This window comes from Streptomyces jumonjinensis (genome assembly GCF_009600885.1).
Lineage (GTDB): Bacteria > Actinomycetota > Actinomycetes > Streptomycetales > Streptomycetaceae > Streptomyces > Streptomyces jumonjinensis.
The window spans coordinates 15020-41296 of the sequence record NZ_VCLA01000023.1 but is presented as its reverse complement, the minus strand read 5'-3'; the positions used below and the strand labels follow the sequence as shown (position 1 = coordinate 41296).

14 protein-coding genes are annotated in these 26277 nt (G+C 71.1%); 6 read left to right on the top strand and 8 right to left on the bottom strand.

Features of this window, described 5'->3' with window-relative positions:
- The first annotated feature begins 104 nt into the window (after positions 1 to 104).
- Genes FF041_RS02810 through FF041_RS02795 form a run of 4 tightly spaced genes read left to right on the top strand, consistent with a single transcriptional unit; the run spans position 105 to position 8552 of the window.
- Positions 105 to 1670, top strand: coding sequence for a TIGR02677 family protein (locus FF041_RS02810; protein WP_407698100.1), 1566 nt, complete (start codon positions 105 to 107; stop codon positions 1668 to 1670).
- Positions 1667 to 3007, top strand: coding sequence for a TIGR02678 family protein (locus FF041_RS02805; protein ID WP_153520873.1), 1341 nt, complete (start codon positions 1667 to 1669; stop codon positions 3005 to 3007). The genes FF041_RS02810 and FF041_RS02805 overlap by 4 nt, the downstream gene beginning before the upstream one ends.
- Positions 3004 to 7302, top strand: coding sequence for a TIGR02680 family protein (locus FF041_RS02800; protein ID WP_323391057.1), 4299 nt, complete (start codon positions 3004 to 3006; stop codon positions 7300 to 7302). Before FF041_RS02805 ends, FF041_RS02800 begins: the two co-directional genes overlap by 4 nt.
- Complete coding sequence (locus FF041_RS02795) at positions 7293 to 8552, top strand: TIGR02679 family protein (RefSeq protein ID WP_153520872.1); 1260 nt, start codon at positions 7293 to 7295, stop codon at positions 8550 to 8552. Before FF041_RS02800 ends, FF041_RS02795 begins: the two co-directional genes overlap by 10 nt.
- A gap of 65 nt (positions 8553 to 8617) precedes the next feature.
- Here the strand turns inward: FF041_RS02795 and FF041_RS02790 are convergent, their stop codons facing one another.
- From FF041_RS02790 to FF041_RS02760, 7 genes are all read right to left on the bottom strand, one after another.
- Positions 8618 to 9916: an MFS transporter gene (locus FF041_RS02790; RefSeq protein WP_153520871.1), complete on the bottom strand. Its 1299-nt coding sequence runs from the start codon at positions 9914 to 9916 to the stop codon at positions 8618 to 8620.
- 237 nt (positions 9917 to 10153) lie between these two features.
- Complete coding sequence (locus tag FF041_RS02785; RefSeq protein ID WP_153520870.1) at positions 10154 to 12412, bottom strand: DEAD/DEAH box helicase; 2259 nt, start codon at positions 12410 to 12412, stop codon at positions 10154 to 10156.
- Positions 12412 to 13740, bottom strand: a complete 1329-nt coding sequence (gene brxD / locus FF041_RS02780) for a BREX system ATP-binding protein BrxD (protein ID WP_323391054.1) — start codon at positions 13738 to 13740, stop codon at positions 12412 to 12414. Before brxD ends, FF041_RS02785 begins: the two co-directional genes overlap by 1 nt.
- Before the next feature lie 110 nt (positions 13741 to 13850).
- Entirely contained in the window at positions 13851 to 16769 is a 2919-nt protein-coding gene (gene pglZ, locus FF041_RS02775; RefSeq protein ID WP_153520869.1) for a BREX-2 system phosphatase PglZ, read from the bottom strand.
- Complete coding sequence (gene pglY / locus FF041_RS02770) at positions 16766 to 20659, bottom strand: BREX-2 system ATPase PglY (RefSeq protein ID WP_153520868.1); 3894 nt, start codon at positions 20657 to 20659, stop codon at positions 16766 to 16768. Before pglY ends, pglZ begins: the two co-directional genes overlap by 4 nt.
- Positions 20660 to 20861: 202 nt before the next feature.
- Entirely contained in the window at positions 20862 to 21095 is a 234-nt protein-coding gene (locus FF041_RS02765; RefSeq protein WP_153520867.1) for a hypothetical protein, read from the bottom strand.
- A complete protein-coding gene (locus tag FF041_RS02760) occupies positions 21092 to 21352 on the bottom strand; it encodes a hypothetical protein (protein ID WP_407698099.1) in 261 nt (86 codons plus the stop codon). Before FF041_RS02760 ends, FF041_RS02765 begins: the two co-directional genes overlap by 4 nt.
- A gap of 197 nt (positions 21353 to 21549) precedes the next feature.
- Between FF041_RS02760 and FF041_RS02755 the strand changes: the two genes are divergently transcribed.
- Positions 21550 to 22392, top strand: coding sequence for a helix-turn-helix domain-containing protein (locus tag FF041_RS02755; protein ID WP_153520866.1), 843 nt, complete (start codon positions 21550 to 21552; stop codon positions 22390 to 22392).
- Positions 22374 to 22583, top strand: coding sequence for a DUF397 domain-containing protein (locus FF041_RS02750; protein WP_323391052.1), 210 nt, complete (start codon positions 22374 to 22376; stop codon positions 22581 to 22583). The genes FF041_RS02755 and FF041_RS02750 overlap by 19 nt, the downstream gene beginning before the upstream one ends.
- A 71-nt stretch (positions 22584 to 22654) precedes the next feature.
- Here the strand turns inward: FF041_RS02750 and pglX are convergent, their stop codons facing one another.
- Positions 22655 to 26269, bottom strand: a complete 3615-nt coding sequence (gene pglX / locus FF041_RS02745) for a BREX-2 system adenine-specific DNA-methyltransferase PglX (protein WP_323391051.1) — start codon at positions 26267 to 26269, stop codon at positions 22655 to 22657.
- Positions 26270 to 26277 lie beyond the last annotated feature (8 nt).

Below are 26277 nucleotides of genomic sequence, written 5' to 3'. Positions count from 1 at the left end.
GGTCGCCTCGGTGCGCGCGGACATGCGCCAGCGCATACCGTCATGAATCAGCCAAGTGATCTCGCCCCTGTCCATGAGCCCGCCCGGTTACAGGACAATGGCCGATGATGAGCGTCACCACCACCGCCCCGGAACCCGGACCGGGCGGGTACGGCCCCTTCGCCCACCTCACCGTGCAGAACACCGTTCTCTACCGTCAGGTGATGCGGGTGTTCGTCGTCGCCAAGGAGCGGTTCGCGGTCCATCTGCGCCCCGAGGACGTGCGCGCCGCGCTGCCGGCCGAGGCCGGATCCCCTGAGCCCGACGCCGTGGTGAAGGCGCTGGACGCCCTCGTGGGCTGGGGGAATCTCCGCGCCGACCCCGACACCGCGCGGGTCACCGCCGTCGAGGACTTCTACCGGAAGCGGTTCATCTACCAGCTCACACAGGCCGGAGAAGCCGCTGAGGAGGCCCTGGGCGTCTACGACGAGGCGCTCGGGTGGCGCGGCGCCCTCCAGGCCGTCGCCCTGCACGACATCGTCACCCAACTGCGGGCCCTTCTGGTGCTGGCTGCCGAGGAGCAGCCGGATCAGGCCAAGACGCATCTGGCGCTTGACACGCTGGCCAACAGGTTCGCCGCGCTCGCCGACAACGCCCGCGCCTTCATGGGATCCCTTCAGCGGACGATCGATCTGCACAACGTCGAAGAGGAGGTCTTCCTCGCCTACAAGGACCGGCTCATCCAGTACCTGGAGCGGTTCATCCAGGATCTGATCACCCTCGGCGGACGGATCGCCCGGCTGATCCTGGAGCTGGAGGAGGCCGGGAGCATCGAGCCGCTGCTGTGGGCCGCCGCCGGTCGTGAGGCGGCGGACGCCGCACCGGAGGAGGCCGAGCACGCCGAGCGGGAGGCGTACGACCGCTGGGCCGGGCGCTGGACCGGCCTCGCCGCCTGGTTCATCAGCCGGGACGGGCGCGCGTCGCAGGCCCGGCTGCTGCGCGGACGGGCCCTCGGCGCGATCCCCCAGCTCCTCGCCGTCGTCCGGTCGCTCAACGAGCGCAGGGCCGGGCGCTCGGACCGGTCCGCCGACTTCCGTACGCTCGCCCGCTGGTTCGCCGAGGCCCCCGACGACGACGCCCGGCACCGGCTGTGGCGCACGGCCTTCGGGCTGTACCCCGCGCGGCACCTCACCGTCGATGCCGACACCCTGGCCGCCCGCGCCGCGCTTCCGGTGCCCGCCGCCACCCCGTGGGCCGAGGCCGAGCCGCTGCGGATCAGTCCCCAGCTGCGCCGCACCGGCAGCTATGAGCGGCGCGGAAAGCCCCGCAGGGTCGAGAACCGGGAGAGCTCGCGCCGCAGGCTCGCCGCGATAGCCGCCAAGCAGGCCGCCGAGACCACGGCGGCCCGTGCCCGGCTCGTCACCGGCGGCGTCACCCGGCTCTCCGGGCTCGGTGAGCTCGACCCCGCGTCCTTCGGCCTCTTCCTCCAGCTGCTCGGCGACGCGCTGGCCACCTGGCGGCCCGGCATGCGGCACACCGTGGCCACCAGCAACGACGGCTCCATGGAGATCAGGCTCAGCGCTCTCGACGACGGCGCGACCGCGGAGATCCGGACGGTGGGAGGCGTCTTCCGCGGCCCCGACCACCTCATCGAGATTGTGGACCTGACGGACGGAGACGGCGACCGATGAACAGCACCCCGGCCGCCGAGGTCCTCGACGGCCAGCACGCCGCCGACCTCCGCAAGGCGGCCCGCGCCCTGCTCAAACAGCCTCTTCTGCTCGCCGGCGGGCGGTACGCCGACGAGTTCCGGCTCGTCCGCCGGCACGCCTCCGAACTGCGCGAATGGTTCGACCGAAACACCGGCTGGTCCCTCCAGACGGACGCCGGGGCCGCCCGTCTGCGCAAGATCCCGGGTGTACTCACCGACTCCACCCACCCCGCCCGCGAGGCCACCCGGGGCGCCGCCCCCTTCACCCGCCGCCGCTATGTCCTGCTCTGCCTCGCCCTCGCCGCCCTCGAACGCGGTGAGGCCCAGATCACCCTCGGCCGCCTCGCCGACCAGGTCGTCCTCGACGCCGCCGATCCCCGGCTCGCGCGGTCGGGAATCCAGTTCACCCTGGACCGCCGCGACGAGCGCCTCGATCTCGCGGCGGTCGTCCGGCTCCTGCTCGGTCTCGGAGTGCTGCGGCGCGTCACCGGCGACGAGGAGGCGTACGTCAGCGGAGCCGGGGATGTGCTGTACGACGTTGAACGGCGGGTGCTGGCCGGGCTGCTCGCCGCCCGCCGCGGTCCTTCCACGGTGCACGCCGGGACTCTCGCGGACCGCCTGACCGAACTCGTCGCCGAGACCGCCCTGGACAGCGACGAACTGCGCTTCCGCGCGATGCGGCGCTCACTGACGCGCAGGCTCCTGGACGACCCGGTGCTCTACTACGACGAGCTGAGCGACGCCGAGCTCGGCTATCTCACCCGGCAGCGCGGCTTCCTCACCTCCCGCATCACCGAGCTGACCGGACTGGTTCCCGAGGTGCGGGCCGAAGGCATCGCGATGGTCGACCCCGAAGACGATCTCACCGACCTCCGGATGCCCGAGCAGGGCACCCACGGCCATGTCACCCTGCTGCTCGCCGAGCACCTGGCCGCGGCGGACGGCCCGGTCCCGGCGGACCGGCTGGCTCAGAGAGTCCGTGAACTCACCGCCGAGCACGGCGGGTTCTGGGCCAAGTCCGCACGACAGCCGGGCATGGAAGCCGAACTCGTCGAACAGGCCGTGGCCCGGCTCGCCGCCCTCGGGCTCGTCTCCCGTACAGCCCACGGCGTGGCACCGCGCCCGGCCCTCGCCCGGTACGCGGTCGGCGAGACCGTCGTACGCGAATCCGGCGCCGCCGATACGCCCGCGCGACGAGCCGCCGCCCGTACGCCCGCACAGCGAGCCGACCGTACGTCCGCCCAGCAAGCCGCCGACCGTACACCCGCGCAACAAGCCGACCGTACGCCCGCCCAGCGAAAGGCCGGCAAGCCGTGACCCCGCTCCCCGCCCCACCGCGATCCCGCTGGCAGCCTCTGCGGATCGGACTCGTGGACCTCTTCCACTACGACGTGGAGGAGTTCCACTTCCGGGACGGCCGGCTGCTCCTGCGCGGCAACAACGGCACCGGCAAGTCCAAGGTGCTCGCCCTGACCCTGCCGTTCCTGCTCGACGGGGACCTCAGCTCACGCCGCGTCGAACCGGACGGCGACCCGGGCAAGAGGATGGAGTGGAACCTGCTGCTCGGCGACGAGCATCCGCACTCCGAGCGGCTCGGCTACACCTGGATCGAGTTCGGCAGACTCGACGAGACCAGCGGCGAGCCCCATTTCCGTACGCTGATCTGCGGACTCAAGGCCGTCAGGGGGCGCGGCATCGCCCGCCACTGGTACGCGCTCACCCGCCAGCGCGTCGACCACCGCCCGGAGGGACCCGCCGAGGCGTCCCTCAGCCTCCTCGACGCCACCGGCACGGCCCTGACCCGGGACCGGCTCGCGGAGGCCCTCGACGGCCGGGGAATGGTGTACGACCAGGCCAAGTCGTATCGCAGGGCCGTCGACGAGGCGCTCTTCGGCCTCGGCGAGCAGCGCTACGGCGCCCTCGTCGACCTGCTCATCCAGCTGCGTCAGCCGCAGCTGTCCAAGCGCCCCAACGAGGCGTCCCTGTCCCGCGCCCTCACCGAGGCCCTGCCGCCCATGGACCAGGCCGTCATCGCCGATGTGGCCGAGGCATTCCGCTCCCTGGACGAGGAGAAGGAGGAGCTGGCGGCGGCCTCCGCCGCCGAGCGGGCCGCCTCCGCCTTCCTGGACCACTACCGGCGCTATGCCAGGATCGCCACCCGCCGGCGGGCCCGGCTGCCGCGCGGTGAGCACTCCCGGTACGAGCACCTCCAGCGGGACCTCGCCGAGGCGCAGACCCAGCGGACCCGCGCCCAGGAGGAACGGGCCGCCGCCGAGGAGCGCATCGCCGCCCTGGAAGAGACCGGCGCGCGCTTGGGGGCCCAGGACGCGGCCCTGCGCGAGGGCCCCGACATGCGCAGCGCCCGGGAGCTGGAGCAGTCGGCCAAGGCGGTGGAGCGGACCGCCCACGGCCTGGACCGGGCCCGCGACGACCGGGATCAGGCCGCCCGTCTGCACAGCCGGGCGCTCGGGCGGCTCGGCGCCGCCGGGAACCGGCTGGACGCCGCCGGGCGCCGTGCCGAGGACACCCTGCGCCAGGCGCGGGAGGCCGCCTCCGCCGCCCGGGTCCACCTCCCCGGCGACGACCGGCTGCCCGACCTGCTGTCCGACCTGCTGCCCGAGCCCGAACTGCGCCGCGCGGCGCAGGAGTCGACCGACCGCGGTCATCGCGCGCTCACCCACGCGGAGGGCCTCGCCGAGACGGCCGAGCGCGCGGCCGAGGACCGTCGGCGGGCCTCCGTCCGCCTCGACGAGGCGGACGCCGATCTCGACCAGGCCGCGACGGCGCTCGGTCAGGCGGAGGAGACCACGGCCCGCGCCGGCCGGTCCCTGCTGGACGGTGTACGGGAACACGCCCGCTCCTGGGCCGAGCTGGCCTGCCCCGACCCGGTCGGCCTGCTCGAAGAACTCCAGGAGTGGACGCGGCATCTGGACGGGCCCTACCCGGCCCGCGCACACGCGGCACGAGCCCACAGCGCCGCCTCGCTGCACCTGGCCGACCTGGCGGCCGGCGCCGCACGCCGGAGCGCGGAGCTGGCGGCGCGCACCGACGAGATCCGCCGGGAGCTGACCGCGCTGGAGGCGGGCGGGCGGCGCGGCCCCCGGGCCCCGCACACCCGCACACCCGGGCTGCGCGAGCGGCTGCCCGGCACGCCGCTGTGGCGGCTGGTGGACTTCCGCGACGGCCTCCCGGAGCCGGAGCGCGCCGGACTGGAGGCGGCACTGGAGGCGTCGGGGCTGCTGGACGCCTGGGTGCTGCCCGACGGCTGGGCCCTCGCCGCGAACGGGCACGACGTACTGCTCTCCCCGGCGACCGGGCCGGTGGCCGGGGACTCGCTCAACGGGCTGCTGCGCCCGGCCGTGGACGGCGGCGACGCGCGGGCCGCGGAGGTGGGCGAGGACACGGTGGCGCGGCTGCTCGCCGCCATCGCCGCCGCCCCCGCCGTCCCTGCCGTCGCCGCCGTCCCCGCCGTCGCCCCGGGAGAGGACGGCGGAGCCGGAACCTGGGTGGGAACCGACGGACGTTTCCGCGTCGGTACGCTCACGGGCCGCTGGGCCAAGCCTGCCGCCGAGTACATCGGCGAGGGCGCGCGCGATACGGCGCGACGGGCCCGTACAGCCCTACTGAGCGCCGAACGGGAACGGCTTCAGCAGGAGTCGGAGACGGTCGCGGCGGAGTCCGAGCTCGTGGCCGCGCGCCGTCGCACGCTCGACGCCGAGCTGGCGGGCGTACCCGACGAGACCCCCCTGACCAGGGCGCATGCCCGGGTGACCGCCGCCGCGGAGTCGGTACGCCGGGCCCGGCTGCGGCGCGAGGAACGCGCCGCGGACCTCGCCACGGCAGCCGAGCGGGACGAGCGGGCCGTCACGGAGCTCACCCGGACCGCCGCCGAACTGGGTCTGCCCGCCGACCGGGCCGGCCTCGCGGAGGTACGCCGGGCCCACGGCTCCCTCGCCGTGGCCCTGGCCGCCCTCTGGCCGGCCCTGCGCGAACGGGGTGAGGCGGTCCGCCAGACGGAGGAGGAACGCGCCGAGGCCGGGCAGACGGCGGAGCGGGCCGCCGAACTCGCGCTGCGCGCCGAGGAGGCCGGACGCGAGGCAGCCGCGGCGGACGAGCGCCACCGGACGCTGCGCTCCACCGTCGGCGCGGCCGTCGCCGAACTCCAGCGGCTCCTCGCCGAGACGGCCGGGGCCCTGCGCGCCTGCGAGGCAGACCAGCGGGCCGCCCGCAAGCGCCACGCGGAGGCCGACCGTGCGTCGAGCAGGGCGGAAGGCCGGATCGAACAGCTGGAGAAGGGCCTCGCGGAAGCGGCCGAGGCGCGCGCGGAAGCCATCGCGGGACTCCAGCGGTTCACCGCCACCGGGCTGATCGCCGTCGCCCTGCCGGACCTCACGGTGCCGGCGGCGGCGGACGGCCCCTGGGCGGCCACCCCGGCCATCGCGCTCGCCCGCGCCATCGAGTCCGGTCTCGCCTCGGCCGACGACTCGGACGGCGCCTGGGAACGGGTGCAGCGGCGGCTGAGCGAGGAGCTCAAGACCCTTCAGGACACACTGTCCCGGCACGGGCACACCGCCTCCGCCCGCATGGTGGAGGACGGCATGGTCGTGGACATCCTCTACCAGGGCCGTGAGCGCGCCGTGCCCGAACTCGCCGAGGCGCTCACCGCCGAGGTCGGCGAACTCACGCGCATTCTCTCCTCCCATGAGCGGGAGATCCTCGAAACCCACCTGATCACCGAGGTCGCGGGCACCCTCCAGGAGCTCATCGGGGCCGCCGAACGGCAGGTACGGGACATGAACGCCGAACTGGAGGACCGCCCCACCTCCACGGGCATGAAGCTACGGCTGGTCTGGAGGGCTTCCCGCAAGGCTCCGGCCGGCCTGGCCCGGGCCCGTGAGCGGCTGCGTCAGTCCGCCGACGCCTGGACCCCGGAGGACCGTACGGCGGTGGGCGAGTTCCTCCAGGCGCAGATCGCCCGGCAGCAGACCGACGACACCTCCGGCAGCTGGCTCGAACACCTCACCGTCGCCCTCGACTACCGCTCCTGGCACGAGTTCGGGGTCGATCGGCACCAGCACGGCCGCTGGGTGCCGGCCACGGGCCCGGCCTCGGGCGGCGAGCGGGTCCTCGCCGTGTCCGTACCGCTGTTCGCCGCGGCTTCCTCGCACTACGCGAGCGCGGCCAGCCCGTACGCGCCGCGCCTGGTCACGCTCGACGAGGCGTTCGCGGGCGTCGACGACGACTCGCGGGCCAAGTGCCTGGGGCTGCTGCACGCCTTCGATCTGGACGTGGTGATGACCAGCGAGCGCGAGTGGGCGTGCTATCCGCAGGTGCCCGGCATCGCCATCGCCCAGCTGTCGCGGATCGACGAGGTGTCGGCGGTGCTCGTCACCCGCTGGGAGTGGGACGGCGCCAGGCGGCGGCGCAGCGAGGATCCGGTGCGGTCGCGGCACGCGATGGGAGACGTGCGTACGGGGGCGGTCGGCGACGCGGGATCGGAGCCGGTCTCCGAACCGGAGGCAGTCACCGGACCGGAGGCAGTCACCAACGCCGGACCGGGGGCAGTCGCCGCCCCGGAGCCGGTCACCGGACCTGAGCCGCTATGGACGTGACGCCCGCCGCCGGCCCGGTGGACGGACCGACCCCGGTGGACGGGCCGAGGCTCCGCCGTCTGCTGGGTGATCCGGAACTCGCCTGGCTGGTCGACCGGGCACGCCGGCGCCTGGCGCGCGAACAGCCCCTCACCGGCTCGGTCTTCCTCCGTACGCCCACGCCGGCCCAGCGGACCTCGGTCGAGCGGCTGCTGGGCCGCTCTCCGGGCAGCGGGCGCTCCCTGACCGTTCGGCTGGACGAGGTGGACGCCGTCCTGCGCCGCTCCGGGGTCAGCCCGGACGGCCTCGCGTCGGCGGTGGTCGCGCTCACCGGGCCGGTAGTCCTCCTCGGCCCGGCCCGTGCGGCCGAGAACCGGGCCTGGCAGGAGGCGTACGCCCCGCTCGACGCCCTGGCGGCAGAGCTTCCCGCCCTCACCGCATGGGTCGAACGGCTCCGGGCCGAGGGCCTGGTACGGCGGCTGGCCGGCACCCCCGCCGCAGCGCAGGCGCTCCTGAGTCGGGTCGCCGTCGCCCTCGGCGCCCTCCCCGCCGGGGCGCCCGTCTCGCTTCCCACGTTCTCGGCCCGGCTCCTGGGCGGTGCCCACGCGCTGGACGACGGCACCCCGCTGGCCACCATCACCCTCGCCGGTGTGCGAGCGCTGACGGGCTTCCCCGACGGCACCGGCGCCGCATGGCGCCGGGATGCCTGGGCATCGGCCGGTCTGCTGCGCGACGAGCTGTCCTCGACCGTCCTCACCCTGAACCTGCGGGGCACCCCCGCCCTGGACTGGATGGCCGATGCGGGAGAACCGTCCGTCCTGACCCTGCGGCAGCTCATCCGCCGCTCTCCGAACGTGTCCGCTCCGGCCGTCCGGATCTGCGAGAACCCCGCGGTGCTCGCGGCGGCAGCCGATACGCACGGCGCGCACTCCGCGCCGCTGGTATGCCTCCAGGGCCAGCCGTCCGCCGCGGCGCTCGCCCTCCTGCGCCATCTGCACGAGGGTGGAGCAACGCTCCTCTACCACGGAGACTTCGACTGGGGCGGGCTCCGTATCGCGTCCGCCCTGCTGCGCCGCGTCCCGTGGCGGCCCTGGCGTTACACAGCCGCCGACTACCGCGCCGCAGCGCTCACGGCACCTGACGGCCCGCCGCTCGCGGGGCAGCGGGCCGAGGCTCCCTGGGACCCGGATCTCCCGCAGGCCCTCATGGAGTCGGGCGTCCGGGTCGAGGAGGAGTCGGTCCTCGACCTGCTGCTGTCCGATCTGGAATGACGACGGTTCGGGGGCCTGCGGTCATCCTGGGACACACCATGGGGAGTACGCGGTGCCACGCGGGCTCACGCCGGTGCGGGCTCCTCGTCGGTGTGTCCGGATGCGCCGGCCCGTACCGGCATCGGGTGGGTCTCCGGCAGTGCGGCGAAACAGGCCGTGCTGAGGAGCGCGACTCCGGTGAGCCAGGCGGCCACACCCCACGGCGGGCGGACGCCGTCCGAGAGGGCGGTCGCCACGATGGGCGTGAGCGCGCCGCCGAGCAGACCGGCGAGGTTGTACCCGACCGCCGCTCCCGTGCACCGCACCCTCGGCTCGTACAGCTCGGGCAGATACGCGGCGACCACCGAGAACATCGTGACGAGCGCGATCAGCGCCACGAGCGAGCCCAGGAACATCAGCAGCGGCTCCCCCGTGTTCAGCAGCGAGATGAAGGGGAACATCCATACGGCCGCGAGGGTGCTGCCCGCCAGGCACATCGGACGGCGGCCGAAGCGGTCGCCGAGGAGCGCGGCCAGCGGTGTCAGCATGCCGTTGACCCCCGCGGCGGCGGTCACCAGGATCAGCATCGTGGTCCGGCTGACTCCCAGCTGTTCCGTCCCGTACACCAGGGCCCAGGTGGTCACGGCGTAGAAGACGGCGTAGCCGACCGAGAGGCCGCCCGCGGTCAGCAGCAGCAGGCGCCAGTGGTGGCGCAGCACCTCGGCGGCGGGGGCGACCGCGCGGCTGCCCGTCTCCGCCAGTTCGCGGAAGTGCGGGGTCTCGGCGAGCGAGGTACGGAGCAGCAGGCCGCCCACGGTGAGCACACCGGCGGCCCAGAAGGGCACCCGCCAGCCCCAGGCGAGGAACTGCGCGTCGGAGAGCACCGCGGTCAGCGTCAGCATCGTGCCGTTGGCCAGCAGGAAGCCCAGCGGCGGCCCCATCTGGGGAAAGCTGCCCCACAGAGCGCGCCGCCCGGCCGGGGCGTGCTCCGCGGTGAGCAGCACGGCTCCGCCCCACTCGCCGCCGAGCCCGAGGCCCTGGAGGAATCTGAGCAGCAGAAGCAGTACGGGCGCGGCCGTGCCGATGGTGGAGTACGCCGGCAGACAGCCGACGGCGGTGGTGGCGAACCCGGTCGTCAACAGGGACGCGACCAGTACGGGGCGCCGTCCGTACCGGTCGCCGATGTGCCCGAAGAGCACGGACCCGAGCGGACGTGCGATGAATCCGACGGCGAAGGTGCCGAAGGCGGCCAGCGTTCCGGTGAGCGGGGAGAAGGTGGGGAAGAACAGCGGTCCCAGGACGAGCGCCGCGGCCGTCCCGTAGACGAAGAAGTCGTAGAACTCGATGGCGGTCCCGACGAGCGACGCCGAAGCGATCCGCAGCATCGACGGCCCCCCGCTCCGGCCGGGCTCGGATGACGCAGCGCTATATGCAGACACACCGGGTCAACTGTCCGCGCATACGGGTGGTTACGGGGTGCCTTGTCCCGGGATTCCGGCGCTGTCAGATCAGGTACGGGACCGTGCGCGGCGTGGCCGGTCAGCCGCCCGCGCCCCCGGGAGTCGCCGGACTCCACGCGCTCGGCGCTTCAGCGATGGACCGATTCCGCCGATTCCGCCGATTCATCCGATCTGGAATCGCACCGGCTCCCCGAGCACGGTGCGGGCTCCCTCGAAGTCGGCCAGTCGCGCGGCGAGCGTGGCCACCGCGAGGCGCTGGGGCAAGGCGGCCGAGAACTTCAGCCCCTGCACCGCGCGGTGGTCGACATCCGGCAGTACCAGGGCGGCGCCCCCGTCGGCCCCTTCGAGAGCGGTCCGCCACAGGTCGGGAGTCAGATCCTCCCGGAGCCGCACCCAGCAGTCGGTCGGCCGCTGGACGGGGTCCGTGATCGACGCGAGCGTGGCCGCGAGGGTCGCGTTCGCGCGGTGGCCCGCCCAGGTCCACCAGCGCACATCGGTTCCCAGGCGGGTCACCAGGGTTCCGCCGGGGTGGGCCATGTGCGGAGCGTCCTCCGTCCGCCAGTCCGTCAGGCACGCTTCGGCCCGCCCGGTGAGCGAGACCGGCGGGTCCGCTCCGAGGAGTACCTCGCGCATCGCTCGGGTCAGGGTGTAGGAGAGTCCGGCGAGCGAGCCGCTCGTCCACTTGGCGATGCCGCCGCCGTCGACCGCCTCGACGAAGACCCGTCTGCGACCCCAGTCGATGAAGGTCACCTGCCAGCTGCGCCCGCCGAGCAGCAGCCGGCGTGGCCCCGGCCGGTCCTCGGTCAGAACGGAGGGGTCCGTCTGTCCGATCTCGGTGCGCCCGGACAGAACGGTGAACTGCGGGGGCGCGGTGAACGAGGCGGTCAGTTCGATGAAGTGGCGGCGGCCGAAGCGGCGTTCCGCCTCGGGGCCGATGAACAGCATCCCGCCGTCCTCGTCGAGGAAGCCCTCACTCCTCAGATGCCGCAGGATGGGGGTTGCCGAGCGGTCGAAGGGCGCGAGCCCGTTCCACAACCCGGGCCAGAGCTGATCGCCCATCCGGTGCTGTTGCAGGGCGGCGGCGAGGAGTTGCTGCGCCACGAGGTGGCGGGGCTCGGGCGGCGGGGTCACCGCTTCGACCCAGCCACGCCCCCAGAGCAGCAGGAGCGCAGCCGCTTGGAGCAGCGTGTCCTTGGTGGTGGCGAGGAGCAGGCAGTTGCGGGTGCTTCCCGGCCGCCGCCCGGTGCGTCCGATGCGCTGGAGGAACGAGGCCACCGTGCGGGGCGAATCGATCTGGATGACACGGTCCAGGTCTCCCACATCGATGCCCAGTTCCAGCGTGGACGTGGAGACGATGACGCAGTCCCGCGCCTCCGCGAAAGCCTGCTCCGATCTGGCTCTCTCCCCGGCCGACAGGGAGGCGTGCGAGAGGAACACCGTCACCTCGCGCGCTCGCAGCGCCGCACCGAGCTCCTCCACCTGGCGTCTGGACTCGCAGAACACCAGCCGCTTCTCGCCCCGATGCAGCGCGGCGATCAGTTTCGCGGCGTTGCCGAGGGAGCCCACATAGTCCAGCTCCACCTCACCGGGGGGTGGTGTGCTCCCCTCACCGGTACCGGGTACGGGGGCGGGTACGGGGGCGGCGTCCGGAGGCGTGGTGAGGTCCGGGGCCACGACCCGTCCCGGGCGTTCGCCCGCGCCGGATCCCTGGAGCCAGGTGAGCAGCTGCCGCGGATTCCCGACGGTCGCCGACAGCCCGATCCGCTGGATGGGGCGTCCCGTGACCTGCTCCAGCCGCTCCAGTACGGCCAGCAGATGCCAGCCGCGGTCGTCCCCCGCGAAGGCGTGCACCTCGTCCACCACGACGGCCCGGACGCCGCCCAGCAGCCGGGTGTGGTCGGTCTTCACCCCGATGAGCATGGCCTCCAGCGATTCGGGGGTGGTCAGCAGGATGTCCGGCCCATCGTTGCGGATACGTCGCCGCTGTGACTCCTTCGTGTCCCCGTGCCACAGCTCCGCGCGGCGCCCGAGCCATTGGGCGTAGGCGTCGATGCGGGTCACCAGGTTGTTGAGCAGCGCTTTGAGGGGGCACAGATAGAGCACGGAGGTACCGGACCAGCGCTGCTCGGACATGGCCGAGAGGATCGGCAGGCAGGCGGCCTCGGTCTTGCCGCCCGCGGTGGGTGCGAGGAGCACGGCGTCCTCGCCGTCCATCAGCGGGTGGATCGCGGCCCGTTGAAGCGGTCGCAGATCGGGCCAGCCGAGGGTGTTCACCACATGGTGAAGGACGACGGGATCGAGCCGGTCGACGGGGTCACCCGGGGCCGACGGGGCAGGGTCGAGCCGGTCGACGCGGTCGCCCGGGACCGATGGAACGGGGTCGCCCCGGAGCAGGGCGTCGTGCTCGTCGGAGCCGCTCATCACACGTCCAGGTCGATGTCACCGGCTGACACGGCAGTCGCGAGATTTCTCTCGACGTCGGTGAGTTCGCCGCTCGTCACCGTGAGGCGGTAGTGCCGGCGGGGGTCGAAGTCCTCGAACTGATCGACCCGGTCGAGAACATCGCCGACCAGCTTCTTCAGGAAGAGCCGGGGCGCGACTCCGGCCTTCCCCCCGAGGGCTCCGCCGACCGCCCGTGCCAGGTCGGCGACGTACGCGTCGTCCGCGAGGGCCTTGACGCGGTCGGGGGCGCCGGCCCCCTCGGCGTACAGATCGCGGATGGTCGTCCCGAGACCGATCAGCGACTCCTGGGTGAAGCCGGGCAGGCGCAGTTGGACAGCGCGTGGATTGTCGAACCGCGGGTCGGTGGTGAGGTCGGTGGCGAGACGCTGGGCGAGCGGGGCGAGGCGCTGCACTCCCTGCGGGCCGTCGTAGAACGCCGGTGTGCCGGTGATCACCAGATAGAGGCCGGGGAATCGGCCCGAGTGAACCTCGTCGATGAGCTGCCGCAGCGCGTTCAGCGCCTTGTCGCGAGCGTCCGACCGGACGCGCTGAAGGGTCTCCACCTCGTCCAGGACGACGAACAGTCCCCGGTGTCCGGAGTCGCGCAGCACGGTCAGCACTCCCTGGAGGAAGCCGAAGGCCCCGAAGTGGTCGAGGTCGCCGCGGACCCCGGCGGACCGGCGTGCCGCCGCGGCGACATGGGGCTGGCCGCCCAGCCAGGCCAGGACCGCGGCGGCGGTCGCCTCGTCGCCGTCCGTGAGAGCGGAGCGGTAGCCGCGCAGGGCGGTCGCGAAGGACGGAGCGTGCCGGGACACCTCGGCCAGCCGCGCGGTCAGCAGCTTCTCGACTTCGTCCGGCAGATCGTCCTCGTCGGCCCCGGCGGCGAGGGCGTCCTCCTCCAGTGCGTAGAACCAGGAGTCCACGACCGGTCGGAGGGCGCTCGGCGGGAAGCTCGCGGTGGCCAGCCGCTCGGTGAGCCGCCGGTAGACCGTCTCCAGCCGGTGCAGCGGGGTCTCGGTCTCCGAGATCTGGATCTCGGCCACGGCGAGACCCCGTCGCTTGGCCCGCTCGCCCAGCCACCGGGTGAAGAAGGTCTTGCCCGATCCGTACTCGCCCCGCACGGCCTTGAACACCGACGCCCCGGAGGCGACCGCGTCCAGCTCCGCGTTGAGGGCGGCCTCATACCGGTCAAGGCCGGTGGCCAGCAGGTCCAGTCCACTCTCGGGCACGGCGCCACGCCGCAGCGCGTCGAGGACGGTGCGGCGGCGGGCGGCGGAGACGGAGATGGTGGGACGGGGCTCGGTCACCGCCCCAGTCTCCCATCCGTGCCTGGCCGCGTCCGCCTGTCCGCCCCACCCGACCTGCCGGAGCCGCCGCCCTCACCGGCGGCGGCCCCGGCAGGTCGGTGAACGGGGCGTCAGCCCAGATCGAACTGAGTACGCAGCAGGGAGAGATGGAGCCGGAGCGTCCGCCCGTCGGGGAGCGTCTCCAGTACCTGTACTCCGTCGTAGTTGAGGAGCTGGCGCAGGACTGCGGCGAAGCCGTCCGCCCGGGTGGCCGGGTAGTCGACGCGCTGCGCCAGCGCGGTCACCGGAAGGGTGCCCCCGGCGTCGAGGAGGGCGCGGACCGCCTTCTCTACCCGGTCCATCGGCGGTCTGCGGGCGAGCAGCCCGACTTGGTCCTTGAAGGTGTCCGACGCGAAGAGCACGGTGAGCAGGGCGTCGTCCGGCGAGACCAGGACTGGGCTGATCAAGGTGGGCGCCCCTTCGACCGCAGGTACGAGAGCGACGTCGAAGAGGGAGTCGTGCGTCTCGGCCAGTGCGGCCTGTGCCTTCGTCGGCCTCGCCCGGCCCGGCTTCTCCGGGACCACGGCGGGATCGGCGGACGGCTGCGCCGGGATCGGCGGACGGGCGTCCTGGCCGTCCGGCAGCCACCAGTCCGGGCTCGGGTCGCCCAGTTCGCGCCAGTCCGCGGGCGGGGTGGCGCCGAAGGGGAGGAACGCGAGGACTGGGATGGTGAATTCCCGGAGGGCCGCGCCGCCGTGGTAGCCCGCCTTGAGGGCGGTGTAGCGCGAGTCCGCGTCCCACAGCGCGACGATCGAGGCGCCGGGCTCGGGCCAGACCACGCGCGGGCCGGTGAGCGCGACCTCGGATGCCCCAAGCGGTCCATCGGGAGTGCGATGGCGGGCGGATTCCGGCTGGACCGCCTCCGCCTTCGTGCCGTGCCGGTCCACGACATGACCGTGATCGCTGGTCAGGATCACCGCCATGCCCTGCGCGGCGGCGACCCGCAGCAGATCGCGGAGCCGCCCTATCTCATCGAGGCGCCAGGCGCCGTCGCCGAGTTTCTGCTCCTTGGCGAGGCGGTCGTCGATGGTGTTCAGGACGACGGCGACATGGGTCCGCTCGTCGCCGAGGGCGTCGGTGAGGGCCGGACCGAAGGTGTCTCCGGAGCCCTCGGCGCGCAGGTCGTCCTTGTGGAACACGGCGGCCGGCGCCCCGCCCCAGAAGGCGTGGGCGGGGAACAGTCTCCGCTCCTCCGCCTGTGTGCCCTTCATCAGCTTTCCCGCGAAGAGGGACGTTCGGCTGACGGCTGTCAGTGTGGGCAGCGCCGCCGCCATCGCACGGCGGCCCGGCGCACCCTCCTTGACCGGATCGAACTCGGCCCACGAGGCACGAAGCTCCTCGCCGAGTTCGGTGGCGATGGCCGCGCTCATCCCGTCCAGGACGAGCAGCAGTACGCGCCTGCCGCTCCCGTCCCGTACGACGGGTCCGACGACCCGGTCGAGGAAGGTCTCCACCGTCAGCATCGAGCCGGGCGGGGTCCCCGCAGCGGTCCAGTTCGCGAGGGTACGGGCGAAGTCGCGGTCGATCTCGTGCCGTTTCCGGCGCACCCGGGTGCCGAGCGTGTCGTACGCCGACCTCAGGACCGGGTCCGGGTCGCCGCCCGCCTCGACGTGTTCCAGCGCCCGGTCCACCCATCCGGTCTCGGCGATCTGCCGCTCTATGGCGGCGGCCACCGTGCCGGACTCGGTGTCCGGGTCGCCGGCCAGCCACTGGGCCAGCCGCTGTCCCATCCGGGCGCGCTCCAGCCGCGCCCGGGTCTCCGGCCCGTCGGCACGCTGGTGGTCGCTCAGGGCGCGGACCGCCTCCGAGACCGTGGCGGACCGGCCGGACGCGAGGGCACGCCCGACGGCCGCGAATCTGGCCTCCAGGCCCGCGGCCAGTACCGGGCTGGCCTCGGCGGCGGCCTCGGCGCCGAACTGCCGGACCAGCGCGGACGCCCGGTCCAGGACGGTGTCGCTGAGCCGACGGGCCGCGCGGGCCTCGTCCTTGTCCCCGGCTCCGCCGCGGGCGGCGGAGGCGAGCAGGGCGCAGACGTAGTCCTCGGCGGCCAGGGCGAAGCGGGACACCAGGGCGTCGAGCTCCTCGCCGACGGCCGGAGGCCGCTCCCCGAACCAGCGCTCGGCGCGGCCCCGGGCGCGATAGGCGGCGGCGTCCGGTTCGCCGTGCAGCCACAGTGCCGCGCAGACCAGGCCGAAGGCCACCGCTTCCGCGCCGTGCTCGGCATCGACCAGGGCGAACAGGGCCCGTCCGGCGGGACCGGCCTGGTCCTCCTCGCCGAGGAACGCGGCCAGTCCCGCGCGTTCCGGGCCGCGCAGTTCCAGCAGGCGCTCCGGGCCGCCGGGGGTCAGGGACCAGCCGAACAGGGTGTGGGTGTCGAGGCTGTCGCCCGTCGGCGTACGGCCCGTGCGGTCCGTCTCGGCGTCGTATCTGCCGAGTCGCAGCCGGCGCAGCGCCAGGGCGGAGAGCGCGGTGCGCCGGGAGAGCATGCCGCCGGCCAGCGCCGGCCAGCCGCCCGGCGGGGTGGCGCCGAGAAGGGCCTCCGCGGCCCAGTTGGCGTCCTTGAGGCGGGGGTCGACCTGCTCGGCGCCGAATGCCTCGCGGACCACATCCCAGGTGTCGACGTTCTCGATGCGCGGTTTGTGGGCCCGTGCGAGGATCGCCGGGTCGAGTTCGCTCTGCTCGCGGTCGGTGAGGACGACGAGAACCAGCGGACCGGTGGCGGCTCCGGCTCCGGCTCCCAGATGATCGAGGAGCAGTTCGTGAACGGCGAGCGGGGAGGACGCGGCCACGATACGGGCGGTCAGCCCGTCACCCCATACGGGTTCGGCGGGGCCGTCCCACTGCGGCGCCGAGCGGAGCAGGACGACCCGGCGCTTGCCGCCTCCGGCCAGGGAGGCGGCGAGTGAACTCTGGGACGACAGATACTGGGTGACGGTGGCGAGGTTCAGCCGTACGGCGACAGTGGGGCCGGTGGTGGCAGTAGGGCTCATCGGTCGACGACCCGCCAGGTGATCTCGATGGTGGCACCGGGCTCCCGGGCGACCAGCTCGGCCAGCTCGTCCCGGAGTTCGGCCACCGCGTGGGCGGCCGTGGTGCGCCGTCCGCCGGAGCGGGCCGTCCGGCTCGGGCCGGCTGCGGCGGGCAGGGACAGGGGCCCGTCGATACGGGGGTCGCTGGTTCCCGTGTTCAGCGGCACATCCCCGGCCCGGGGGTCGGGAGCGGTGGGTGCGGGCGGCGTCGCGGGGGCCGCGTCGGTGCGCTTCAGCAGTGCGACGACATCGATCTTCGTGCGCTCCAGGGCCGCCTTGAGGTCGCTGCTCCACTGATCGGCGCGGGCCGCGGTGCGCAGGGATTCAAGGAGCTTCTGGCCTTCGGGACCCTTGGCCGAGGCGAGACCCAGGATGTCCCAGGGCGCCGCGCCCAGTGCCTGGACCACCTTGCCCGCCTGTTTGACCGACGCCCCGTACCGGTCGGCGCCCACCGGACCGAGGTCGAAGCCGGCCAGGGCCTCCACCGTCTTCTTCGCCCCGGCCGCGCCGTGGCCCACTCCCTGGGTGAGGGCCTTGAGCAGGGCTTCGGCCCGCCGGGCGAGGGCCAGCCGCCCGGTCTCGTCCGTCTCGTCGAGATGGAGGAATCCGGCGTGCTTCTCCAGTTCACCGACCAGCTCGGTGGCGGGCCCGTCGTAGGCGCTCGCCTGCCTGCTGATCTGCCGGGCGAACTGGTTGACGATGCGTCCTCGCCGCAGGGAGGGCGCCGGTTCGCCGAAGACAGCCTCGAAACGCTGCCGGGCCCTCTCCCAGTCCTCCTCGGAGGGCAGGGGCTGGTTCCGCAGTGCGTCGCGGTCCTTGACCTGTGACAGCTCGGGCGCCGGGTCGAGCGGCATGCCCTCGCGCACCCACACCCGGTCGTCCATCTCGGCGAAGGACACGACGACGAGCCGGGCGAGGAAATCGGGCAGGCCGCGCGGGGCGGGCCGGTCCGTCCAGTCGGTGAGGGTGATCAGGGTGAGGTCGCCGGTGACGCCCTTCTCGGCGGCGAGCTGCCGGAAGTGGTCCGCCCAGTAGGGGGACAGCTCGAAGTACGCCTCCTTCTGCCGGCCGAGCAGCAGCGGTCCGGCCAGTCGGCGCATCAGCGCCCGGTCACCGGCCGGGATCTCGGTACGCCCGTCGCGGGCCTCGGCGGCGGCCCGGATGTGGGTGAACACCTTGCGGGCGTCGGCGGGCTTGACGTTGGCGCCGGTGTTCTCGGGGTCCAGGTTCGGATGGTCCGGATACTGGGCGGTGAGCAGCCTGCCGGCGATGTGCCGGATTCCGTCGTGCAGGGACTGGCCGAAGGAGAGGGTCAGGCCGTCGACCTCGCGCAGCGACTCCAGATGGTCGCCGAAGCCGAGTTCCACATCGGCGGCCTTCTTCTCGGCGAGCCCGTATGCCTGCTTGAAGGCCAGCTTGACGTTCTTGAGCAGGGACTCGCGCTGGGTCTCCAGGAGGCCCTTGGCGCGGGCGCGGTTGTCGGCGTTGAGGTGGCCCGCGTACTGGCTGTCGAAGCGCTGGCCGTCGGCGAGCGCCCGGTCGATGACGACGAGCCGGCGGAAGTCGCCGTACCGCTGGGCGGAGAGGTGGGTGGGGAGCCAGGCGACGGTACGGGACTGTTTGTCCTGCTGCTTCCGGCGCAGCCGGCGCATGCGGTCGGCGTCCTCGACGGGCCCGTACTCGCTGTCGTCGAAGGGCAGGTCGACGGCTATTCGCCAGTGCCCCTCCTGCTGCGGCATCAGATCGTGGTCGGGCAGCTCCTCCTCGTCCGCGACGTTTCCGAAGATCACCTCGACGGAACGGTCGGTGCCCCGCCAGACGAAGTTCAGCTCGTCGATCAGCTTGCCCTGTTCGATGCCGAGTTCCCCGGCCAGCAGCCGCTTGGCGAGGGCCTTCCTGTTGCCCGGGTTGTCGTTGACGTTGGCGTTGGCGATGACCGAGTCGACGTCGACACCGGTCAGCTCCAGCCGGACGCCCGGGTTGGCCTCGGTGCCGGTCTCCTTGATCTCCGGGAAGCGGCCGGCCCATTCGGCGACCTTGTTCTTCAGGATGCCGTACTCGCGGCCGGGGATCGGGGCGACGACCGACCCGTAGTTGAGTGCGGAGAGCCGCCGGATCGTCAGATCGGCGAGGGCGGGCACGCTCGGGGCGAGCGCGGAGAGCAGCAGGGTGCCGATGATCCTGTTGTCGCCGGTGAAGGCTTTCACCCGGCCCCGCAGAGCCTGGTCGGTGATGCTGTCGGAGCGGTGGGTGTACTGCTCGATGTCCTCCTCCGACACGTTGTACGCGGCGAGGAGATAGGGGCGCAGCTTCGTCCGGTACAGCTTGTCCGCCGCCTCGAAGACGACCTTCAGGCTGTCGGTGAACGGCTTGTCTCCGCCCGCGGTGATCAACGGATACAGATCGCCCACCGGGATCAGATCACCGAGCCGCAACTGGTCGCGGTGGTCGGCGAGGAGCTGCCCCATGAGCTTCATACCGGTCCGGTTGCGCTGGAGCGCGGAGGACACCTGGACCAGGGTGTCCATGAACGCGGGCGAGAAGGGATACGTGAGACGGAAGCTCTCCTCGTCTGCGCCGACGCCGTCGGCGCCCCGGTCGGAGCCGAGCAGGGTGTCCCACACCTCCTGGCGGACCTTGCGGGTCTTCTCGAACTCGGCCTTGATGAGCGCCGCCGCGTCCGCGCTCTTGGGCCGGAGCAGCCGGGCATGCGCGACCTGGGGGAGGTTGCGGTCTTCCAGCGTGATCTTGTCGAAGCGGCCGGATGCCTGGTTGAGGGTGTCCTGGATGGAGGACTCGGCCGCGCCCGACAACTCCTCGCCGACCAGCTCGCGCAGATCGCGCTGGCGGGCGATGAACGACACGATGGGGATGGCCCGGCGGGCGTCCGCGCCCTCCACGAAGTTGGTGATCTTGCCTGCCTCGCGCCCCACGAACTTCTGGTCGTGGATGAGGGTGGCGAGCCAGAGGATCAGCTCGTCGAGGAAGAGGATCAGACCGTCGTAGCCCAGCGACTTGGCGTGCTCGGCGATGACGGAGAGGCCCGCGTCGAGCGAGATGAATCCGTGCTCGCTCTCGGCGGCGTTCTGCGCGAAACCGGGCAGGAGATGGGTACCGGCGTCCTGAACGAGGCGCGCTCGCAGCTCCACCGGAGTGGAGGGGCTGACCAGGTTGAGTGCGTAACCCGCCTCGTGGATCTCCTCGGCGGCGAGGGCGGTGTCGAGGAGAGCGGGGCTCCAGGCGAAGGACTCCCCCCATTCGTCGTCCTCGTCCGCCGCGCCGCCGGCGGCCGGGGCGAGCCCCCTGATGACGGCTTCGTCGCCCATCCGGTCCCGCATGGCCCGGAGGTCGGCGAAGAGGGCATCGGTCCGGTAGACCTGCGGGGTCGGGGCCTCCGGGTGGAGCTTCCCGACATGGCTGACGTAGGTGCCGAGGACGCGCTGTTCGAGAGCCTTCGCCCCGAGCATGTGGTACGGCACGAGCAGGAACTTCTTCCCGTCCGTGCCGAGCCATTCGTGCCGGCTCAGCACGGGGTCGAAGTCGCCCCGGCTGCGGGCCGCCGGGCTGCCGCTGAGCAGTGCGTGCAGTACGGCCATGAAGTGCGACTTACCGGAACCGAAGGATCCGTGGAGGTAGGCCGCCTTGGATGTGTGGCCGTCGAGAGCGGCCTTGATCAGGCCGAGGGATTCGTCGAAGTTCTCCAGCAGCCGTTCCGTGACGACATAGTCCCTGAGCGCGTCCTCCGCGCCCTCCGGGGTGGTCGCCTCGGAGAGCTGAAGAACGAAGTCGGAGGTCGAGATCGACTTTTTGATGTCGATGACATCGCGGAGCAGGGGTGGCTGCTGAGCCATTGCGCGTCTCGCTCACCTTCTGACGGCACGGCCGTCGCTGTTCATTGCGGGGGTCGACGTTTCCCGGGACACGCTCCGACACCACTGGTGAGCGCGGAACCACTGGTAGCAACCTTCCTGACGCCATGTCAACCGCCTTCGCCCCTCGCACAGGCCGTGGACAGTGGCGAATCTCCTTTCTGCCCCGGCCCGTCCGGTCCGCTCAGCCCGCGGCGGCGCTCTCCCGGCTGCGGGCGTTCACCTCGGCGACGCGGGCGCTCAGCGCTTCCGGCGGGGTCAGCGGCACCACGCGTTCCGGGTCGGCGTCCCACTCGCGCCCGCCGCCGAGAGGCCGGAGCTGTACATACGGTCCGACCCGGCCCATCACGACGCCGACGCGCTTGTGCTCGGCGTCCCGCACCGTCTCCCCGATGCCGGGGTGCTTCTCCGGCGTCATCGGGAGACCCCCTTGGCGATCACGGCCGCCAGGGCGTGCGCCACGGGAGCCGAGCAGGGACCGAGGTGGACGAGGGCGTAGCGGGCCTCGTCCGGCCAGGGGGTGCGGATGTCCATGGCGGGCAGCTGGATGCCGGCCAGGGTGAGGGCGGAGGCGAGGGCGTCGCGGGCGTCCATGGCCTCCTGCTTCTTGCGCTGGGCGGCGGATGCGGTGGGGGTGGCGGGGGTATCGGCGGCGGCTCGTCGCTCGGTGGTCACGATGGGGCTCCCTCTGCCGTTCTGTGGGGTTTCGCTGCCCTGACGACACAGAGTGGATTACTCTGCGTAGCCTGGGCATTACGAGAATGAATCCGGAGAAGGCCGCCTATGCCGTGGGTGAGCTGTCGCTTCCGCGCCGATCTGCGTTAGTTCCACACCTTCCACGGACCTCACGGGCGTCACGGAGGGGAGCCGACATGCCGCCAAGGCGGGTGATCACGGGCCGGAGCCAGGAGCCGCGCCAGCGGTTCGCAGAAGAAGTGCGGCTGCTGCGGACGGGACGCGGGGTGAGCCTGCGCCAGCTCGGGGAACGACTGGGCTGGGACTGGTCCCTGTTCGGGAAGATGGAGAAGGGCGAGACGCTGGGCGGCCCGGAGGTCGTGCAGGCGCTCGACACCTATTACGGGACGACCGGGATGCTGCTGGCCATGTGGGAGCTGGCCGCCGGGGACAAGTCGCAGTTCCGGGAGCGGTACCGGCGGTACATGGGGTTGGAGGCGGAGGCGGTGAGCCTGTGGCATTTCGCGGTGAGCGTGATGCCGGGGTTGCTTCAGACACCGGGGTACGCGCGGGAGCTGCTGGCTGCGGGTGGGTTCAAGGGGGATGAGCTGACCCAGCAGGTGGAGGCGCGGATAGGGCGGCAGGAGCTGCTGGAGGGGGAGGATGCGCCACCGTTCCGGACGATCCTGTCGGAGGCGGTGTTGCGGACGGCCCTGCGGGATGCGGGCGAGTGGCGGAGGCAGTTGGAGCATCTGGCGGAGATGGCCGAGCGTTCGAATCTGACGCTTCATGTGCTGCCGCAGGGTGCTGGATTGCATGGCCTGTCGAGCACGGACGTCTGGTTCCTGCGGCTGCCGGACGCTCGCACGGTGGCATACACAGAGCACGGCTACGGAGGCGAACTCATCGAGGAGCACGTCGCGGTAGAGCGCATTCAACGTGCGTACGATGCGACGCGTGACCTGGCGCTGCCACCGGCCGAGTCACTGAAATTCGTCTTGCGCATGTTGGAGGAACTGCCGTGCGACTCATCGACCTGACCGCCACGACCTGGCGCAAGAGCAGCTACAGCAATCAGGATGGCGGCGCGTGCGTCGAGGTCTCGGACGACTTCACCACCGCGATACCTGTCCGGGACAGCAAGAACCCGCACGGCCCGGTGCTTGTGTTCCCGGCGGGCGGCTGGTCGTCCTTCGTGACCGCCGTCAAGGATGACCAGCTGCGCGCCTGAACACCCGCCCCCAGCTGAACGGCCCCCGTGACCAATTGAGTTCACGGGGGCCATCGATATCTCCGACGGGCCTACTTCTTGGCGGTACGACGCCCCCGGGTCGCGGCAACCGGTCGCCACGCGCGCAGATCGTCGTCAGTCAGGCCATGCTGGCCCTGCACCATCTGCCGGTCGCCCTTGAAGTACTTGGCCGGCGACGTGCCAAAGGTGTCGTCGAACTCGTCGTGCCACTGCTCAAGCCAAGGCTGAAGCTCCAACAGTCCCGCGAGCAACGGCGTCAGCTCCTCGGCCGTCAACTCCTCGCGCGAGGCAATGTACGCATCGAGCGCAAACGCCTGCTCCTGATGATCCCAGCCCGCCCAGCCATACATCTCGGGCGTGGGCGTGTTGCTCTGCCCATACGAGATGAACCGCTCCTTGGGCACATCCAGCTTGCCACGCGCCCTCCAGTACGAGGGCCGCAGAAAGTCACCCGAGGTGTACTTCGGCGGTACGGGGATGGCGTCCCGAATCTTCCGCTTGGCCAACTCGTCCGTCTCGGCATCCTCCTGCCGCTGACGGTCCCAGACGTCCTCCCAGTCCTGGCGCTTCTTCAGGCCGGAGGGCTTGTACCGCAGGGCGGGGATGAACGGCACGTGCTCGTCAGCCATCAGCTCGGCGACGACGGCGGGCAGCTCCTTGCGCGGCGCGTAGATCTCCGCGACGGAGACGAAGTCCTCATCTCGGGAGAGCCCGTCCGTGAGCCGGGAGAGCGTGACCAGGGCGGGCATGTCGCTCTCATCGAACCAGTGCTCACGGCTCTCGATCCGGTCAAGCAACCAGGACCGGAGCGCCTTCTCCTGGAGCGAGTCCCATCCTTCGGTTGCCCATCGCCGTTTGTACTCGGGCCGCTCGATCATGCCGATCGCGCGGCTGGACTCGATGGCGTCGATCCGCTTTTGGACGATCTCACGGTAGGGGGCGGGCCAGTGCGCCGGGATCTCGGTGATGGGCGTGGAACCGTGCCGCTTGAACCACTCGCCGCTGGCCTCGCCTGCGGCTACTCGACGGGCGAGAACAATCTCGAAGGCGCGCTCGCCGAGGGAAAGCTCCGGGATATTCGGGTTCTCGGAGTCTATTGACATCCGAAGATCCTCAGAATGCAGATCATAGAGGGAGTAGACCTGCCAGTCCAAGTCCTCCTGAAGCGCGATCATACGTTTGCGAGTAGAGGACCAGGCAATTCGAGCAGCACGCAGGTCGCCGACCGTGAAGGTCGCTTCAGAGGCTAGGGCAGAGGGACTGCTGGCAGCGAGTTGCTGGGCAAGGAGATCAAGATCGGCGGCAAGGGCAGTCGGATATATGACAGGAAGGGGGAACTCCTCAAGGTTGGTTCCGGTGAACTCATAGCGCTCTTCCCAAGATTCACTTTGGATACCACGCCCGAGGCCACTTCCCCCCTTACCCTGGCTGACCTGCCTTAGCCAGAATCCGGCAGTTGAGCTGTTAAGCAGCCCCAGCAGTTGGAGATACTTCTCCTCCGTTTCACCTTCCTGTAGCTTGATCACGGGCGAAGTACTGCCGAACAGGCGGCCATTTCGGTCGATCGAGAAGTGGTTGTGCGTAGCGACAAACGGGAACGTGATACCAATCTGACTACCGAGTTTACCGGGGTAGCTTTCGAGGTGTGCATACCATGGGCGACCGTGCGCGGTGATTTCTTTACCGAAGATCCTGCGGCGCGTAAGAACTGTCCGCGCCTTCCACAAGTGCCGACTCACCAGACCCGACGACGCAAGAATCGGATCAGAATTCTTCCCATCCGAATACGGATTACAAAGAGTGATCGTGTCAAAAATCTCAAAATCTCGCACGCTGGCACCCGTAACAAGCTGCCTAACGGAATTCTTCAGGCCAAGACGAATAGCGGTCGCCTCATCCGGAAGAAAGAAAATGTCGTCGGCTCCCGACTTAGTCGTACGACCGATCGCATCGATTACCTGAGAAAGAGTCTGATTTGAAGCAGCCTGCAACTGCTCTACCATCTCCAGACCATCAGCGGCCAGAATCCACGGCTGCTTACCAAAGTACCGCTCACGCTCCAAGTCTCCCGCCGAGACCCATCGGCTAGTGGAACCCGGATTCTCGACTTGATCCAAGATGGCCTTCCAAACCAGCCCCTCCTCGGCCTTTTCTGGAAAACCAGGCTCTCCCTGCACCCCACGGACTGTTCGAATCGTCGAGGACCGGTCACTTCCCCGTCGGTTTTTTCCAATAAGAATCACCGTTGGTGTCCCATGCCCCGGAATATAGGCGCCTGAAGTATCGATAACCTCTGTCAATTCCACCTCATTCCGAAAATAGACCTCGATCAACTTTGCACCGAACTCTCGCTTCATGAATGAATTCGCAGTGATCTGCCCAACCATTCCATGCCCGCCCCCACCTACCCCCTCCCTCAGGGCCAGCTCGAAGAACCTCTGAGCAAAAGGAACCGATAGAGCATATGTGCCTGCACAAGCGTCATATAGCTCTCGGTAAAGCTTGTTGAGCTTGACATCTTCTACTTGAATGTAGGGCGGATTTCCTACTACCACGTGATACCGCCCCTGCTCCAGAATCCTCGGGTGCTCGTGCACATCCTCCGTCGCATAGGCGAACTCAACCAGCCGCCCCCCAGACTTCTCGCCAATCAGTTCCAGCTCCAGCTGCCGGTCCTTGATCAGCGAGTCACCCACTGCCAGGTGAATGGGCCAGTCATACTCCTTGGCCTTCGCCAGCGTCCGGATGTTCGCCGCCGCCATGGCTGCCATCAGCAACCGGAACCTTGCCACCGCCACCGCGAACGGATTCAGGTCCACCCCATGCACCGAGTCCAGCGCGGCCCGCACCCGCTCATGCAGATCGCGCCCCGGCTGCCCCTCCCCCCACAACCGCACAAGCCTCCGAAACGCCCCCAGCACAAAGTGCCCCGACCCGCACGTAGGGTCGATCATCTTCAGTTCCTCATACCCGAACTCCCGTACCGCCGGGTCCATCGTCCGGTCGAGGATGAACTCCTCAACGAACTCCGGGGTCTGGAGCAGCGCGTACGTCTTCCGGGCCGCCTCGCTCAGGTCCTGGTACAGGTCGCCCAGGAAGCGGGTGTCCCAGCCCTCCGTGCCGTCCTCGTTCAGCTGGTCCGAGAAGTCGTGAACGAGCACACCCACCTCGTCGCGCTCGCGCCAGAAGGTGACCAGCTCTCGCGCACCGTCGTGCGACAGAGGTATCTGGAACAGCGGATTGTGCTTCCGGTCGAAGAGCAGGCGCCCCGCCTGCCCCGCACCCAGCTCCCCGAACGCCCGCTCCAGCCAACCCCGGAACGTCGGGTCGTCGGCCGTCGACAGATACTCCTCGTACCGGGCCAGGGCCAGGTCACGGCGGTCGGGCTCCGGGGCCGTCAGATACGGCTCCGGGATCAGCCGGTTGTCCTCGCAGAAGCGGACGAAGACCGTGCCCAGCACCCAGGCGACGGCGACCTGGGTGACCCGCTCGTCCAGCCAGGAGTTCCAGGTCGCCGCCGTCCGGCCCAGCTTGCGGGCCCGGTCGTACTCGGCGCGCAGCCGGGTGCCGACTTCACCGACTGCTTTCACCTGTTGTGAAAGGTCCGCCTCGACCGCTTTGACCTGCTTCTTCAAGTCGTCCAACAGGGCTCTGCGGTCGATCACTTGGGGAC